This is a genomic window from Pseudomonas sp. 18173 (genome assembly GCF_050432945.1).
GTDB lineage: Bacteria > Pseudomonadota > Gammaproteobacteria > Pseudomonadales > Pseudomonadaceae > Aquipseudomonas.
The window spans coordinates 34178-49392 of sequence record NZ_JBKFTN010000018.1 but is presented as its reverse complement, the minus strand read 5'-3'; the positions used below and the strand labels follow the sequence as shown (position 1 = coordinate 49392).

Below are 15215 nucleotides of genomic sequence, written 5' to 3'. Positions count from 1 at the left end.
TCGGGCGACAGAACCCCGAAACGAGGCCCCCGCTCCCCGGTGCAGGTGGGCGGCCTCAGCCGTCACACCTTCCAGCCAGGTCGATAGATCGGTCTCGGCACCTTGCGGCCAACTCTGCGTCGCTCTCTCCAGCCGCAACAACAGATGTCGCTCGGCTTCCAGTTCGAGTGCCTTCACCTGTTCACGCAGGGTGTGCAGATCGGCGTCCTCCGTGGCCCCGGCCTTCCATTGAGTGCGCAAGGCGCGTAACGGCTGCACGACATCGGTGTCCCAGGCGAAAGCCACGCTGCGCAATTGCTGCAAGCGTTGCTCATCGCAGGCCACGCCTCGTTGTCCCAGCCACGCACCACACAGCAACAGACACACATTGACCCCCGCCGACTGCAATTGCAGGCAGGCCTGCTCGACGCCGGGGCGGGCGTAGGTGGTCAGGGAAAAGCTCCACAGGTCAGAGGACATAGTGCTACTCGCGCCAGTTGCGAGCGAAGCTGGTAGACTCCGCCGCCATTATGATTCGACTTCAGAACCTGACTTTACAGCGTGGCCCGCAGCGTCTGCTAGAAGACGCCGAGCTGACCCTGCACGCCGGCCAGAAAGCCGGCCTCATCGGTGCCAACGGCGCCGGCAAATCGAGCCTGTTCGCCCTGCTTCGGGGCGAGCTGCACCCGGACTCGGGTGATTGCTTCCTGCCGGCCGACTGGCGTATCGCCCACATGCGCCAGGAGGTCGACACCCTCGAACGCCTGGCGGTCGACTACGTGCTCGATGGCGACCTGCGCCTGCGCCAGGTGCAACGCGACCTGGCGGCAGCCGAAGCGGCCCATGACGGTGCCGCTCAGGCCCGCCTGCACTCGGAACTCGACAGCGCCGACGGTTACACCGCCGACGCCCGGGCGCGCAAGTTGCTGGCCGGTCTTGGCTTCACCAACGAGCAGATGGACCGGCAGGTCGGGGATTTCTCCGGCGGATGGCGGATGCGCCTGAACCTGGCGCAGGCCTTGATGTGCCCATCGGACCTGCTGCTGCTCGACGAACCGACCAACCACCTGGACCTCGACGCCATCATCTGGCTCGAAGAGTGGCTCAAGAGCTATCCCGGCACCCTGATGCTGATTTCCCACGACCGGGACTTCCTCGATGCCGTGGTCGACCACGTGGCCCACGTCGATCAGCGCAAGATCACCCTGTACCGCGGTGGCTACAGCGCCTTCGAGCGCGCCCGTGCCGAACGTCTGGCCCAGCAACAGCAGGCCTACGAGAAGCAGCAGGCGCAACGTGCGCACATGGAAAGCTACATCGCCCGCTTCAAGGCCCAGGCCACCAAGGCCCGTCAGGCCCAGAGCCGGATCAAGGCGCTGGAGCGGATGGAAGAGCTGACCGCCGCCCACGTCGATTCGCCGTTCGACTTTGTCTTCCGCGAATCGCAGAAAATTTCCAGCCCGCTGATCGACCTGTCCGATGCCCGCCTGGGTTACGGCGACAAAGCCGTGCTGGAGAAGGTCAAGCTGCAACTGACCCCCGGCGCGCGGATCGGATTGCTCGGCCCTAACGGCGCCGGTAAATCGACCCTGATCAAGAACCTTGCCGGTGAGCTCTCGCCATTGGCTGGCCGCTTGACCCGTGGCGAGAACACCGTGGTCGGCTACTTCGCCCAGCATCAGCTCGACTCGCTGGATTCCAAGGCCAGCCCGTTGCTGCACTTGCAGCGCCTGGCACCGACCGAGCGCGAACAGACCCTGCGCGACTTCCTCGGCGGTTTCGACTTCCGTGGTGCGCGAATCGACGAGCCGGTGCTGAATTTTTCCGGTGGCGAAAAGGCGCGCCTGGCATTGGCCTTGATCGCCTGGGACCGGCCGAACCTGTTGCTGCTCGACGAACCGACCAACCACCTGGACCTGGAAATGCGCCTGGCGCTGACCATGGCCCTGCAGGAATTCAGTGGTGCGGTACTGGTGGTCTCCCACGACCGTCACCTGCTCAAAAGCACCACCGATAACTTCTATCTGGTGGCGGATGGCAAGGTCGAAGAGTTCGACGGCGACCTGGAGGACTACACCCGCTGGCTGGTGGATTATCGCCAGCGCAATGCCCCGGTCAGCAATACGCCGGTCAACCCGGACAAGACCGACAAGAAAGCCCAGCGTCAGGCCGCCGCTGCGTTGCGCCAGCAACTGGCGCCGCACAAGCGCGAGGCCGACAAGCTTGAAGCAGAGCTTGGCAAGCTGCACGAAAAGCTCGCGAAAATCGATGCCAGCCTCGGCGACAGTGATATCTACGAGCCGGCGCGCAAGAACGAATTGCGTGATCTGCTGGCCGAACAGGCCAAGCTGAAGGTGCGTGAGACACAGCTGGAAGAAGCGTGGATGGAAGCCCTGGAATTGCTGGAAAGCATGCAGGCGGAGCTGGAGGCGCTGTCCTGATGGACGCCTTCAAGCTGCCGTTGCCGGCGGTGTGGGTCGAGCCGATCTGGCTCGGCGTGCAAATCCTGCTGATCCTGCTGGCCGGCTACTTCGCCCAGCGCGTCGTCGCCCGGTTCCTGACTCGCCTGGGCGAGCGTTATCCGTTCCCGCCGCAACTGCTGATGCCGCTGCGGGGCGGTTTGCGCTGGCTGATCATGGGCAGTGCGCTGATTTTCGTGCTGGAACGCCTCGGTGTATCGGCCACGGTGCTCTGGACCGCATTGTCCGGTTTCGTCGCCGTCGCGGCGGTGGCGTTTTTCGCCATGTGGAGCGTGCTGTCGAACCTGCTGTGCGCGATCCTGATCTTCACCGTCGGCCCGTTTCGCCTGGGCGATGTGGTTGAGTTGGTGGACACCACCGACAAGCCCGGCGTCAAAGGCCGGGTGGTGGCGATCAATCTGCTGTACACCACGCTGGTCGAGGCCGAAGAACTCGGCACTGGCAGCGCCATGGTGCAAGTGCCTAACAGTTTGTTCTTCCAGCGCTCGGTGCGACGCTGGCGCGGTACGGATGTATTCCCTTCCAGCGGGTTTGAAAAGTAAGCCTTCTGCTGCCTGACAGGCCGCCTTCGCGAGCAAGCCCGCTCCCACATTTGCTCTGCGGTAGACACAAATTCTGTGAGCACCGTCGATCCACTGTGGGAGCGGGCTTGCTCGCGAAGGGGCCCTCAAGCCGTAAGCGCCTGTCGGTCCCCGCAACATCCCGCAAAAAATCGGTAGTCATCCACCCAAAGCCGCATTAGCTTAGACGTCTGTCACGAGTCTGAGTCGAGGTGTGCAATGGAGCTTCAAACATGGCTGGCGTTTTTTGCCGCCTGCTGGGTGATCAGCCTGTCCCCCGGTGCCGGCGCCATTGCGTCGATGTCCAGCGGTCTGCAGTACGGTTTCTGGCGCGGTTACTGGAACGCCCTGGGCCTGCAACTGGGCCTGGCTTTGCAGATCGCCATTGTCGGCGCCGGGGTTGGCGCGATTCTTACCGCATCGGCCACCGCGTTCCATGCGATCAAATGGTTCGGTGTGGCGTATCTGGTTTACCTCGCGATCAAGCAATGGCGTGCGCTGCCCAGCGATATGAGCGATGACGCCGCGGTGCGCCAGATCGGCAAGCCGATGGCCCTGGTGTTCCGCGGTTTTCTGGTGAATATCAGTAACCCCAAGGCGCTGGTGTTCATGCTGGCGGTGTTGCCGCAGTTCATCGATCCGCACGCGCCACTGCTGATCCAGTACGTGATCATCGGTGTGACCATGGTCTGCGTCGACCTGATCGTCATGGCCGGCTACACCGGTCTGGCCTCCAAAGTGCTGCGTCTGTTGCGCACACCGAAACAGCAAAAACGCATGAACCGAACCTTTGCCGGGCTGTTCATCGGTGCGGCAGCGTTCATGGCGACGCTGCGCAGAGCCGCGGCGTAAATCGGCCGAAACCCGAAAAGGCGACCCATGCGGTCGCCTTTTTTGTTGGCGTATCAGTACCTTGGAGAACCTTCGAATTCGCAGGAAGTCCCGACAAAGCTTGAGCGAAACCCGCTGGGCGTTAACAATATGTAACTTCGTTTTTCAAATTGAGACTCATTCATGATTTTCCCCTCCCGTTTCCTGGCCTGGCTGTTGCTGCCGCTGTTCGCGGCGTGCAGCGTTCAGTTGCTGGCCGCCCCCGCCGAAGGTGCGCCGCAGGCGCTGCACTTGCTCGATTACATCGGCGCGGATTACCCGGACACGGTGCAGGCGGGCAGCATCATCGACCAGGCCGGATTTCGTGCGCAGCAAGAATCGGTGAAGACACTGGGCAGTCTGCTGGCGGCGATGCCGGCCAAACCGGAAAAAGTTGCGCTGGAGCAAAGCCTGATAACGCTGGGAAGCTCCATCAGCGCCCGTCAGGACGGTGCCGACGTCGCGCGCCAGGCCCGGCAACTGGGAGCGAAGCTGGCCGTGGCCTATGAAGTCAGCCAGGCCCCGGTCATTACGCCGGACCCGGCGCGCGGTGCGCCGTTGTACGCTCAGCAGTGCTCGGTCTGCCATGGCGATACAGGGGCCGGCGACGGCCCGGCAGGTGTCGGCATGACGCCACCGCCATCCAATCTGCGCGACAGCGCACGACTGGATCGACTGAGCCTCTACGCGATCTACAGCACCTTGGGCCTGGGTGTTGAAGGGACCGACATGCCAGCCTTTGCCGATCAACTGGATGATCGTCAGCGTTGGGATCTGGCCACCTATATCGCAAGCTTCAGTGTCGACCCGGCTACAGCCAATGCTGAGAAAACCTACAACATCGCCGACCTGGCTCGTCAGACCCCGGCCGAAGTGCAGGCTGTCGAAGGCCCGCAAGCCGCCGCGACCTTCCGTGCCCAGCGGGCGCAACCGCCGCAGGTCAAGCGTGGCCCGGCACAATTGCTCGACTACACCGCAGCCACTCTGGACAAGAGCATCGCGGCCTATCGTGCCGGTGAGCATGATCAGGCTTATGACTTATCGGTAGCGGCGTATCTGGAAGGCTTCGAGCTGGTTGAAAGCTCGCTGGACAACATTGACGCCAATGTACGCAAAGACACCGAAAAATCCCTGATGGCCTACCGTCAGTCGTTGCAGGACGGCCTGCCGGTGAGCGACGTCGAACAGCGGCTGGAGGTGGCCAAGGCCAGGTTGAAGGCATCGGCCGAGCTGCTGGGTAACGACGGTTTGAGCTGGTCGCTGAGCTACATTTCCGGCCTGCTGATTCTGCTGCGCGAAGGTCTGGAAGCGATTCTGGTGCTGGCGGCGATCCTTGCGTTCCTGCGTAACACGGGTCAACAGGCGGCGGTGCGCAGCGTCAACGTCGGTTGGGGCCTGGCGTTTCTGGCGGGGTTGGGCACCTGGGCGCTGGCAGCCTATGTGATTGATGTCAGCGGTTCGCAGCGTGAACTGCTGGAAGGCGCAACGGCGTTGTTTGCCAGCGTCATGGTGTTGTGGCTGGGGGTGTGGATGCATGACCGTCGTCACGCGGCGGCCTGGCAGGACTACATCAAGACCAGCCTGGTGGGTGGCGGTGGGCGTTTCGGTTTTGCCACCCTGGCGTTTTTCTCGGTGTATCGCGAACTGTTCGAAGTGATTCTGTTCTACGAAACCCTGTGGTTGCAGGCAGGTCCCGCAGGCCACAACGCGGTGCTGGCCGGTGGGGCTACGGCGCTGGTGCTACTGATCGGCCTGGCCTGGGTGATCTTGCGCGGCTCGGCGAAGTTGCCGCTGGCGCTGTTCTTCAGCATCAACGCCGGTCTGCTGTGCGCCTTGTCGGTGGTGTTTGCCGGACATGGCGTGAAGGCGCTGCAGGAAGCGGGAATCTTCGGCACGCGGCCGGTGCCGTTCTTTGAGTTCGACTGGCTGGGGATTCATGCCGATGCGTATTCGTTGAGCGCGCAGGCGGTGGCGATCATTGCGATCGTCGTGTTGTATGGCCGTAGCCGGGTGGTCGAGAAGCAGCGGGTGCAGGTTTCTTAAACAGCATTCGCTTCGCTCACTTTCGCGAGCAGGCTCGCTCCCACATGGACGATGTGTATTCTGTGGGAGCGAGCCTGCTCGCGAAGCTTTTTAGAGAGGTAAAAACATGCGTGTCTGGATCGATGCCGACGCCTGCCCTCGGGCAGCCAAGGATCTGGTGGTGAAGTTCGCCCTCAAGCGCCAGTTCGAAGTGGTGCTGGTGGCCGGGCAGCCGCAGATCAAGCCAGGCCTGGCGCTGGTCAAGCTGATCGTGGTGCCGAGCGGCCCAGATGCGGCGGACGATTACCTGGTGGAACACGCGGTTTCCGGTGAGCTGGTGATTTGCAGCGATGTGCCGTTGGCCGACCGTCTGGTGAAGAAGGGCGTGGCTGCGCTCGATCCGCGAGGCAAGGAGTTCGATGCGCAGAACATGGGGGAGCGGCTGGCTGTGCGCAACCTGTTCACCGATTTGCGTGAGCAGGGGCAAATGGGCGGCGGGCCAGCGCCGTTCGGCGATCGTGAAAAGCAGGCTTTTGCCAATGCGCTGGATCGGATTTTGACCAGGCTCACACGCAAAACTTGAATCCGGTGATGATCACTGTGGGAGCGAGCCTGCTCGCGAAGGGGGTGGCACATCCAACATTGGAGTTGACTGTCAGGCCGCTTTCGCGAGCAGGCTCGCTCCCACATTGACAGTGTTATGCATCATTCTCGTGGGTCAGTTCGAGCACGCGGTCGACCAGTTTGTTGATACCGGAAGCCGCCTCGCTGATGCTCTGCGCGAGCATGTAGGCCGGGGTGCTCACCAGTTTGCGTGCCTTGTCCTCGACGATGTCGCTGACCGCGCAATCGGTATGGGTCGCGCCCATCTTGTTCATCGCGGCGGCGGTGTCGGTGTCGTTGCCGATGGTGCAGGTGACGCCGGGGCCGTAGATCTTGGCCGCCAGGGCCGGGGAAATGCACATCAGCCCCACCGGTTTACCGGCCTCGGCAAAGGCTTCGGTCAGTGCCAGGACATCCGGCTGAACGGTGCAGCCGGCGCCTTCAGTGGCGAAGCTGGAGAGGTTCTTGGCCGAGCCGAAGCCGCCGGGCACGATCAGCGCATCGAAGTCATCGACGTTCGCGTCACGGATATCCTTGACGTTGCCCCGGGCAATTCGCGCCGACTCCACCAGCACGTTGCGCGATTCGGGCATTTCTTCGCCGGTCAGGTGATTGATGACATGCAACTGCGCGATGTCCGGTGCGAAACACTGCACTTGCGCTCCGCGCTGATCCAGGCGGAGCAGGGTGATGACGCTCTCGTGGAGCTCGGCGCCGTCGTACACGCCACAACCGGAAAGGATCACTGCAACTTTTTTGCTCATGGGCTTTTCTCCAGATTCATGACGTTAAATGTCCACTAATTTGGCACGCGTTGCCATAGGGTTAATTGACGGTTACACATAGCATCTGTCCTCAAGACTCCGGTCAGGGCGTGTCATGGACTTCATTCTGTATGCGGTGCCGTTTTTCTTTGTACTGATTGCCGTTGAACTGCTGGCCGACCGTTGGCGCGGGGTGAGCAATTATCGGCTGGCGGACGCGATCAACAGCCTCAGCACCGGCGTGCTGTCGACCACCACGGGGCTGCTGACCAAAGGCGTGGGGTTGGTGACCTATGCGTTTGCCCTCAGGCATCTGGCGCTGTTCGAGTTGTCGGCCGACAGCGTCTGGACCTGGGTGTTCGCCTTTGTCCTCTATGACGTGTGCTACTACTGGCTGCATCGCATGGGCCACGAGCGCAACATCCTCTGGGCCGCGCATTCGGTGCATCACCAGAGCGAGGACTACAACCTGTCCACCGCCCTGCGCCAGACCAGCACCGGGTTCCTGCTGAGCTGGATCTTCTATCTGCCGCTGGCGGTGGTCGGCGTACCGTTGCTGGTGTTTGTGAGCGTCGCCGCGCTGAACCTGCTGTACCAGTTCTGGGTACACACCCGGCACATTCCCAAGCTTGGCTGGTTTGAGTGGTTTTTTGTCACGCCATCCAATCATCGGGCTCACCATGCACAGAACGCTCTCTACATGGATCGCAACTACGGCGGCGTGTTCATTATCTGGGACCGTCTGTTCGGTACGTTCCAGGAAGAAGACGACAACGAGCCGGTGATCTTCGGCGTGACCACACCGCTGGCGAGCTGGAATCCCGTGTGGGCGAACGTGCAGTTCTACGCACAGTTATGGGGCGATGCGCGACGTGCCGAAAGCATCTGGGACAAGCTGCGGATCTGGTTCATGCGCACCGGCTGGCGCCCGGCGGACGTGGCGGCCAAATATCCGGTGAACAAGCCGGACCTGGCCCGGTTCCGCAAATTCGAGGTGCCGCTGGACGGGCGTCAGCAGCTCTACATCCTGTTACAGTTTTGCGTGTATATCGCGCTGGGCAGCTACTTGATGAATCTTGAGCCGAAGCTGTCAGCCGCCGCCCTGGTGTTGGGTTGGGGAGCGGTGGCGTTCGGTCTGTTTGTGCTGGGCGTGGCCCTGGAGAATCGCCCGTGGGCGTTGAGGCTGGAGCTGGTGCGGCTGGCGTCGAATCTGCCTATGGTGTGGCTGGCCCCGATGGCGGGGCTGTGGCCGGCCAGCGCACCGGGCTGGGTCGGCCTGTTCAGTTACAGCCTGTTGAGCGGCCTCGGTCTCTACTGTTGCAGAAACCGCATCACTCGGCTGGCGTCGTAGGGCCTTCGGCTTTGGATCTTTCGGCTTTCAGGGCCTGTTCGTCGGCGTAGACCTGCTTGGCCAGCCGGGCATTCTTGAAGCGCCGACGCAGCCACAGTGCGAAGCCCAGGACCAGCAGGGCGCCGAGCACCCAGAGTTCGTACTTCTTCACACTGCCGAGCATGCCTTCGAGCACGGCGCCGAAATGGTAAGCGGCGGCGGCGAGGGCTGCGGCCCAGATCGCGGCGCCAATGCCGTTGAGCAGCAGGTAGCGGCCCGGCGGATAACCCGACAGGCCGATGGCCACCGGCATGACCGTACGCAAACCGTAGACGAAGCGGAAGCTCAATACCCAGATGTCCGGGTGCTTGCGAATGTGTTCCAGTGCCCGGTCACCCATCATCTGCCAGCGCGGCTTGCGCGCCAGCAGCTTGCGGCCGTGCTTGCGCCCAAGGAAGTACCACAGCTGGTCGCCGGCATAGCTGCCGAAAAAGGCCACGACCACCACCAGGTTGATGTCCATGTATCCACGGAACGCGAGGAAGCCCGCGAGTACCAGGATGGTTTCGCCTTCGAAGAACGTGCCTAGAAAAAGGGCAAAGTAGCCAAAGTCATGCAGAAATTGTTGGAGCATTGTCTGGGTGCTGGCGAAATGAACGCGCAGCCTAACCCTTCGGACACATTCAGGAAAGTGTCCAAATGTGTCTCGACGTGAACATTTCCTACAACGACAATGGAATGCGGCTACGTGTCGCGGGATGCACACAACTGTCATCTGTTCGTCATAATGGCCGCTTATAACTGTCACGCTCGCCCGTAAGCGCGGGCTCAGGAGTCTGCCGTGAGCTTTACCCCCGCCAACCGTTTGTTCCCCGCAACCCGCCTGCGCCGCAACCGTCGTGACGACTTCTCGCGTCGTCTGGTCCGTGAAAACGTCCTGACCGTCGATGACCTGATCCTGCCGGTGTTCGTGCTGGACGGTGAAAACCGTCGCGAAGCGGTGGCGTCGATGCCGGGTGTCGAACGTCTGACCATCGACCTGTTGCTGGAAGAGGCGGCCAAGTGGGTCGAGCTGGGGATCCCGGCGCTGGCGCTGTTCCCGGTGACGCCAGCGGAGCTCAAGTCCCTGGACGCCGCCGAAGCGTGGAACCCGCAGGGCATCGCCCAACGTGCGACCCGTGCGTTGCGTGAGCGCTTCCCGGAGCTGGGTGTGATCACCGACGTCGCCCTGGATCCGTTCACCACCCACGGCCAGGACGGCATTCTTGATGAAGAAGGGTACGTGCAGAACGACATCACCGTCGACGCACTGGTCAGGCAAGCCCTGTCCCACGCCGAGGCCGGCGCTCAGGTCGTGGCACCCTCGGACATGATGGACGGTCGCATCCAGGCGATCCGCGAGGCCCTCGAAGTGGCCGGTCACGTCAATGTGCGGATCATGGCCTACTCGGCCAAGTACGCCAGTGCCTATTACGGCCCGTTCCGCGATGCGGTCGGTTCGGCGCTGAACCTGGGCAAGGCCAACAAGGCCTCCTATCAGATGGACCCGGCCAACAGCAATGAAGCCCTGCACGAAGTGGCGGCGGACTTGTCAGAAGGTGCAGACATGGTCATGGTCAAGCCAGGCATGCCGTACCTGGACATCCTGTGCCGGGTAAAAGAAGAATTCAAAGTGCCGACGTTTGTTTATCAAGTCAGCGGCGAATACGCCATGCACATGGCGGCGATCCAGAACGGCTGGTTGAGCGAAGGGGTTATCCTCGAGTCGCTGACCGCTTTCAAACGTGCAGGGGCTGATGGCATCCTGACGTACTTTGCCGTTCGTGCCGCTCAATTGTTACGAGAGCAAAAATAGCCCTCCCAGGAACATTCGATGAATACCGAAGTACTCACTGAAGTTGCCGTAAAAGACGCTCAACCTGTGGTGGAGCAAGTCGGCGAGACCCCGCCGGAGCTGGAACCAGCTCCGCCCGCGGCGGTCGTCGAAACCGCTGCGACCACGCCAGTGGTGGCCATTCCCGGCCTGGATGACAGCAGCCTGTACATCCACCGCGAGCTCTCGCAACTGCAGTTCAACATCCGCGTGCTGGAACAGGCGCTGGACGAGTCCTACCCATTGCTGGAGCGGCTGAAGTTTCTGTTGATCTTCTCCAGCAACCTGGACGAGTTCTTCGAAATTCGCGTCGCCGGTCTCAAGAAGCAGATCACCTTCGCCCGTGAACAGGCTGGCGCCGATGGTCTGCAACCGCATCAGGCCCTGGCCCGCATAAGCGAGCTGGTCCACGGTCACGTCGATCGCCAGTACGCGATCCTCAACGACATTCTGTTGCCGGAGCTGGAAAAACATCAGGTTCGCTTCATTCGCCGCCGCTACTGGACGACCAAGCTCAAAACCTGGGTCCGCCGTTATTTCCGCGACGAGATCGCACCAATCATCACCCCGATCGGCCTCGACCCGACGCACCCGTTCCCGTTGCTGGTGAACAAGAGCCTGAACTTCATCGTCGAGCTCGAAGGCATCGACGCCTTTGGCCGCGACTCCGGTCTGGCGATCATCCCGGCACCACGCCTGCTGCCGCGTATCATCAAGGTGCCGGAAGAAGTCGGTGGCCCTGGCGACAACTATGTATTCCTGTCGTCGATGATTCACGCTCACGCCGACGACCTGTTCCAGGGCATGAAGGTCAAGGGCTGCTACCAGTTCCGCCTGACCCGTAACGCCGACCTGGCGCTGGACTCCGAAGACGTCGAAGACCTGGCCCGCGCCTTGCGCGGCGAACTGTTCTCCCGTCGTTATGGTGATGCGGTGCGACTGGAGGTGGCCGACACCTGCCCGAAACACCTGTCCGACTACCTGCTCAAGCAGTTCAACCTGGGCGAGACCGAGTTGTATCAGGTCAACGGCCCGGTGAACCTGACGCGGCTGTTCAGCATCACCGGCCTGGACAGCCAGCGCGAGCTGCAATACCTGCCGTTCACCCCGCAGATCCCGAAACTGCTGCAGAACAGCGAAAACATTTTCAGCGTGATCAGCAAGCAGGACATCCTGCTGCTGCACCCGTTCGAGTCGTTCACCCCGGTGGTCGACCTGTTGCGCCAGGCCGCCAAGGACCCACATGTGTTGGCGGTGCGCCAGACCCTGTACCGCTCCGGCGCCAACTCGGAAATCGTCGATGCGCTGGTGGATGCGGCGCGTAACGGCAAGGAAGTCACTGCGGTAATCGAACTGCGGGCGCGGTTCGATGAAGAGTCCAACCTGCAGCTGGCCAGCCGCCTGCAAGCGGCCGGTGCGGTGGTGATCTATGGCGTGGTCGGTTTCAAGACCCACGCCAAGATGATGCTGATCCTGCGTCGCGAGGCCGGTGAAATCGTGCGTTACGCGCACCTTGGTACGGGTAACTACCACGCCGGCAACGCCCGCCTGTACACCGACTACAGCCTGCTGACTTCCGACGATGCCTTGTGCGAAGACGTCGGCAAACTGTTCAGCCAGTTGATCGGCATGGGCAAGACACTACGCATGAAGAAATTGCTGCATGCGCCGTTCACCCTGAAAAAGGGCATGCTCGACATGATTGCCCGCGAAACCCAGTTCGCCCTCGACGGCAAACCGGCGCACATCATCGCCAAGTTCAACTCGCTGACCGATCCGAAGATCATCCGCGCGCTGTACAAGGCCAGCCAGTCAGGCGTGCGCATCGATCTGGTGGTGCGCGGCATGTGCTGCCTGCGGCCGGGCATCGCCGGGGTTTCCCACAATATCCACGTGCGCTCGATCATCGGTCGCTTCCTGGAGCACACCCGGGTCTTCTACTTCCTCAATGGCGGCGAAGAACAGATGTTCCTCTCCAGCGCCGACTGGATGGAACGCAACCTCGACAAGCGCGTCGAGACTTGCTTCCCGGTGGAAGGCAAGAAGCTGATCATGCGGGTCAAGAAAGAGCTGGAGTTGTATCTGACCGACAACACCCACAGCTGGAGCCTGCAGTCGGACGGTCGTTACATCCGTAACACGCCGACCGGCAACCAGAACCCACGCAGCGCCCAGGCGACATTGCTGGAGCGTTTGGGCAGCCCGATCCTGGCTGTTCGGTAACGGGAATCAGCGGGTAAAAAAGGGCGATCCATGTGGATCGCCCTTTTTGCTTTTCTGTAGGAGCGAGCTCGCTCGCGATGGGCGTGAACGATAACGCGTGCTGCCTGGAGAAACGCGGCGCCTGTTGGTTCTTCGCGAGCAAGCTCGCTCCTACAGGGGCTGGGGTCAGCGAGCGTTCAGCACGATATCCACCCGAGTCAGCCATTCCGCCTCGATGGCGAAGTCGGCCTGGGTCAGCTGGTTTTCGTCCAGCCAGTTTTCCGGGAAAACCACTTCCAGGTGATTGTCATGGGCGTTCAGTTCCACCTGAGGCATTTGCTGGGTGCCACGGATGTGATGGAACAGAATCGCAAAGCGCAGCAATACGCACAGGCGAATCAGCTTGATGCCGTCGTCGCCGAAATCGGCGAACTTGTCCTTGGGAATGTTGCGTCGGTGGCCGCGTACCAGCAGCGCGAGCATCAACTGGTCTTCGCGGGAGAATCCGGCGAGGTCCGAGTGCTCGATCAGGTAGGCCCCGTGCTTGTGGTACTGGTAGTGAGCGATGTCCAGGCCCACTTCATGGACCTTGGCCGCCCAGCCGAGCAGTTCGCGCCAGACGCCGTCTTCCAGGTCCCAGTCCGCGGCAACCTGGTCGAACGCGTGCAACGCCTTGCGCTCGACTCGTGCTGCCTGTTCCTGATCGACGTGGTAGCGCTCCATCAGCGAAGTGAGGGTGCGTTCGCGCACGTCTTCGTGATGATGGCGGCCCAGCAGGTCATAGAGCACGCCTTCGCGCAGGGCGCCTTCGCAGTGATCCATGCGTTGCAGTTCGAGGGAATCGAAGATCGCTTCGAGGATCGCCAGGCCGGCCGGGAAAATCGCCCGGCGATCCGGCTTGATACCGTCGAAATCGATTTTCTCGACGTCGCCCAGCTTGATCAGTTTGCGCTTGAGCCAGGCCAGGCCTTCGGCGTTGACCTCGCCGGTGCCGTGGCCGCCAGCCTTCAGCGCCAGGCCGATGGCGCGGATGGTGCCCGAGGAGCCAATGGCTTCATCCCAGGTCAGGCGGTGCAGGGCGTGCTCGATGCTCATGATCTCCAGCCGCGCCGCGGTGTACGCCTGGGCGTAGCGGGCCGGGGTGATCTTGCCGTCCTTGAAATAGCGTTGGGTGTAGCTGACGCAACCCATCTGCAGGCTTTCGCGCAGCAGCGGTTCGAAGCGCTGGCCAATGATGAATTCGGTACTGCCGCCGCCGATGTCGGCCACCAGGCGCTTGCCCGGGGTGTCGGCGAGGGTGTGGGACACGCCGAGATAGATCAGGCGCGCTTCTTCACGTCCGGAAATGACCTCTACCGGGTGGCCGAGAATTTCTTCGGCGCGACGGATGAATTCGGCGCGGTTGCGCGCTTCACGCAAGGCGTTGGTGCCGACGATGCGCACGGCGCCGGTGGGCATACCGCTGATCAGTTGGGCGAAGCGCTTGAGGCAGTCGAGCCCGCGCTGCATCGATTCTTCGCTGAGATGGCGCTCTTCGTCGATACCCGCGGCCAGCTGAACTTTCTCCCCGAGACGCTCGAGAATGCGGATTTCACCGTTCTGGGCCTTGGCCACGACCATGTGAAAACTGTTGGAGCCCAGGTCGATTGCGGCGATCAGGGACAGATTCTTGGCTTGGGATTGCGGCATGGTCTGGGGTCTCGGTCGATAACCTCGACATCGTGCCACGATCACAGGCTGGCGCCAACGCGCAGTGCTGAAAGGGTTGATCCCGGGCACAACCTCTGTGGCGAGGGGGCTTGCCCCGTTGGGCTGCGAAGCGGCCCCAAAACCATTCAATGAAGGGATTGAGGCTAATCCGGTGACCGGGTTTACGACGGCTGCGCCGCCGAACGGGGGCAAGCCCCCTCGCCACAGAGGCGCGGCGTACTTTGACTCGAGCTATACCCAAACTCATGGAATGCCATAGCGAGACTCAATCATCTGCACCTTCCTGAACGAGGGAAGGGCAGCTATGATGGGCCACGTTTTTTTGCTTACAACCCTGGAGAATTCCATGAGCAGCGATCTTATCAAACACGTTAGCGACGCTAGCTTCGAGGCCGACGTACTCAAGGCTGAAGGCGCTGTACTGGTCGATTACTGGGCTGAGTGGTGCGGCCCTTGCAAAATGATCGCTCCTGTCCTGGACGAGATTGCCGAGACCTACAAAGGCAAGCTGACCGTTGCCAAGCTGAACATCGACGAAAACCAGGAAACCCCGGCCAAGCATGGCGTGCGTGGTATCCCGACCCTGATGCTGTTCAAGAACGGCAACGTTGAAGCGACCAAGGTCGGCGCACTGTCGAAGTCGCAACTGGCTGCTTTCCTCGACGCCAACATCTAAGCGTCGTTGCAAGTGTCATGAAAAAAGCCTCGCAAATAGCGGGGCTTTTTGCGTATTCAGGGCTAGACGCTCCTGATACTCAGGTGGTACATTCGGCCCCGCACTGGTTTCTCCATTGCCCCCTGCTAGCCGTCGCCGACGCACTC

At 61.7% G+C, this 15215-nt stretch carries 13 protein-coding genes; 9 read left to right on the top strand and 4 right to left on the bottom strand.

The annotated features are described in order from the left end of the window. Positions 1–459, bottom strand: a 459-nt coding sequence (locus ACLD1X_RS20010) for a TIGR02444 family protein (RefSeq protein WP_429370581.1), incomplete at its 3' end; no start/stop codon positions are given. Positions 460–509: 50 nt separating this feature from the next. On the opposite strand from ACLD1X_RS20010, the gene ACLD1X_RS20005 reads away from it, so the two are divergent. The 5 genes from ACLD1X_RS20005 (at position 510) to ACLD1X_RS19985 (ending at position 6494) form a co-directional block, all read left to right on the top strand. Next, positions 510–2420, top strand: coding sequence for an ATP-binding cassette domain-containing protein (locus tag ACLD1X_RS20005; RefSeq protein WP_429370579.1), 1911 nt, complete (start codon positions 510–512; stop codon positions 2418–2420). Next, a complete protein-coding gene (locus ACLD1X_RS20000) occupies positions 2420–3001 on the top strand; it encodes a mechanosensitive ion channel family protein (protein WP_111282918.1) in 582 nt (193 codons plus the stop codon). Before ACLD1X_RS20005 ends, ACLD1X_RS20000 begins: the two co-directional genes overlap by 1 nt. Positions 3002–3238: 237 nt before the next feature. Next, complete coding sequence (rhtB, locus tag ACLD1X_RS19995; protein WP_429370576.1) at positions 3239–3871, top strand: homoserine/homoserine lactone efflux protein; 633 nt, start codon at positions 3239–3241, stop codon at positions 3869–3871. Between the two features lie 162 nt (positions 3872–4033). Continuing rightward, positions 4034–5932 carry an FTR1 family protein gene (locus ACLD1X_RS19990; protein ID WP_429370574.1) on the top strand — a complete coding sequence of 633 codons (1899 nt, stop codon included), beginning with the start codon at positions 4034–4036 and terminating at the stop codon, positions 5930–5932. A gap of 106 nt (positions 5933–6038) precedes the next feature. Continuing rightward, positions 6039–6494: a YaiI/YqxD family protein gene (locus tag ACLD1X_RS19985; RefSeq protein WP_429370572.1), complete on the top strand. Its 456-nt coding sequence runs from the start codon at positions 6039–6041 to the stop codon at positions 6492–6494. A 115-nt stretch (positions 6495–6609) separates the two neighbouring features. Here the strand turns inward: ACLD1X_RS19985 and elbB are convergent, their stop codons facing one another. Then, positions 6610–7278 carry an isoprenoid biosynthesis glyoxalase ElbB gene (gene elbB / locus ACLD1X_RS19980; protein ID WP_429370570.1) on the bottom strand — a complete coding sequence of 223 codons (669 nt, stop codon included), beginning with the start codon at positions 7276–7278 and terminating at the stop codon, positions 6610–6612. Positions 7279–7393: 115 nt separating this feature from the next. On the opposite strand from elbB, the gene ACLD1X_RS19975 reads away from it, so the two are divergent. Next, positions 7394–8629 carry a sterol desaturase family protein gene (locus ACLD1X_RS19975; protein WP_429370568.1) on the top strand — a complete coding sequence of 412 codons (1236 nt, stop codon included), beginning with the start codon at positions 7394–7396 and terminating at the stop codon, positions 8627–8629. On the opposite strand, the gene ACLD1X_RS19970 is transcribed toward ACLD1X_RS19975, so the two are convergent. After that, complete coding sequence (locus ACLD1X_RS19970) at positions 8610–9242, bottom strand: DedA family protein (RefSeq protein WP_429370566.1); 633 nt, start codon at positions 9240–9242, stop codon at positions 8610–8612. The two genes, ACLD1X_RS19975 and ACLD1X_RS19970, sit on opposite strands and share 20 nt — an antisense overlap. 207 nt (positions 9243–9449) lie before the next feature. Here ACLD1X_RS19970 and hemB point away from each other — a divergent pair, with 207 nt between their 5' ends. Next, entirely contained in the window at positions 9450–10463 is a 1014-nt protein-coding gene (hemB, locus tag ACLD1X_RS19965; protein ID WP_429370564.1) for a porphobilinogen synthase, read from the top strand. Positions 10464–10481: 18 nt separating this feature from the next. Further along, positions 10482–12704 (top strand): polyphosphate kinase 1, encoded by a 2223-nt coding sequence (ppk1, locus tag ACLD1X_RS19960; RefSeq protein ID WP_429370562.1) that lies wholly within the window; start codon positions 10482–10484, stop codon positions 12702–12704. A gap of 165 nt (positions 12705–12869) precedes the next feature. On the opposite strand, the gene ppx is transcribed toward ppk1, so the two are convergent. Then, complete coding sequence (ppx, locus tag ACLD1X_RS19955) at positions 12870–14372, bottom strand: exopolyphosphatase (RefSeq protein WP_429370560.1); 1503 nt, start codon at positions 14370–14372, stop codon at positions 12870–12872. Positions 14373–14739: 367 nt separating this feature from the next. Here ppx and trxA point away from each other — a divergent pair, with 367 nt between their 5' ends. Further along, complete coding sequence (trxA, locus tag ACLD1X_RS19950; RefSeq protein ID WP_003206727.1) at positions 14740–15069, top strand: thioredoxin TrxA; 330 nt, start codon at positions 14740–14742, stop codon at positions 15067–15069. The last annotated feature ends 146 nt before the right edge of the window (positions 15070–15215 follow it).